This window comes from Moorena sp. SIO3I6 (assembly GCF_010672095.1).
Genome location: NZ_JAAHHU010000390.1, coordinates 2498 through 3984, shown reverse-complemented (window position 1 = coordinate 3984; position 1487 = coordinate 2498). Strand labels below are relative to the sequence as shown.

The following is a 1487-nucleotide window of genomic DNA, read 5'->3' as shown; positions in this document are numbered from 1 at the left end:
ACCGGAGTGATCCCGACAATATTATCATCACTCACTGAGTTATTCTCGATCATCCAGATGCCATTGTCTCCAGTCATGGAATTACGGAAGAAGAAATCATCAATACCATCGTTGTTAGCGTCATAGGTACCACGGAATTCCCAAGCACCGTTTGCTGGTCGGGAATCGATCTCCACTGCGTTTTGGAAAACAGTACCATCGAGCTTCCAGTAGGCAAACTGTCGAGTATTCATATTTTCCCAGATAGCATCTGCGTCACCATCGCCATCCATGTCTCCAGCCGCAACTAACTGCCAGTCATTGTCAGGTGATATGGTCAACCTGTCACCATTGCTATCCGTAATAAACGTAGCATTCTGAAACCCGGTTTGATCTATCTCCCAAACAGCAATTTCTCCAGTAGATGTGTTGTACCAGAAAATTTCTTCTGCACCACCGTTAACATCTCCGGTGCCACGGATTTCCCAGTCGAGGTTTGATCCTGGGCCATCTGCTGGTGGGTCAATAGTTATTGCCTCCTGCAACTCGGAGCCTTCCATCTTCCAAATGGCAACACCGCCGGTTTCGGTATTACGCCACAGAGGACTCCTGTTACCATCGCCTAAATCCACAACACCACGGGCTTCAAATCCAGTGTTCTCTGGTACCAACACGTCCTGACCATTTTGATCGGTAATGAAGGCTGCGGTCTCGACGCTAGTGCCTTCCTCATTTAGAGTCCACGCAGCAACTTGTCCACTGACAGGATTATGCCAGAACAGATCCAAACTGGGGATAATCTCTTCAGCTGGGGTAATTTCAGCTGGGGTAATTTCAATGGCATCAAGTCGCCCTAGCTCGAAATTAGCATCATTATTAAGGCTATCTGCCACTACCGAGATTTCTATTTCAGCCCCTGGAGCAAGGTCTACGCCCTTAAAAATGGCATTTGGATTATCCTCAGCACTTAGAGGGCGAGGGCCACGTGGATTGCCACCGCTCAAAGGGACATAATTCTGAGGAAAAGCTGTAATCCCAGGTAAGTTTAGATTATAAACATATGTACCAACTTCCTGTCCGTTGACACTAAATGTCAGTTCAGATTCCCCATCCTCTTCGTCAAAGTAGGCAATACTAATATCGTACTTACCAGCTGGTCCATCATCTGCTGTCCATTGAAATCTAAGCACACCAGGGTTTTCTTCAACCGGCTCATTAAAGCTTGAGATCTGGACGGCTCGACCGCCTGAAGCAACGGTATCAATACCGTTTGCACTGGTTGTCTCGTAGTTTATTCGCGTTACGCGATCGCTTTCTGCTTCAATCAGAACCATAAGATAGTTTTCTCCCAAAAGTTATCTGTGTTTACAGTGGTTGGCTTGTCAAGGGACTTTTTCCCCTGACCCGATTCGATATTGACCTTGCGCCCCTGAGATTGATCAGGGGTTAGCTGTGGCAGCTGACCATTGACACTGTCGTGTCAGAGAAATGACTCAACCGAGGTAGAT

The 1487-nt window shown here is 47.1% G+C and carries 1 protein-coding gene; it reads right to left on the bottom strand.

Annotated features, from left to right (window positions below):
• On the bottom strand, positions 1 to 1313 hold a 1313-nt coding region (locus tag F6K49_RS36635), incomplete at its 3' end, for a hypothetical protein (RefSeq protein ID WP_293104781.1).
• Positions 1314 to 1487 lie beyond the last annotated feature (174 nt).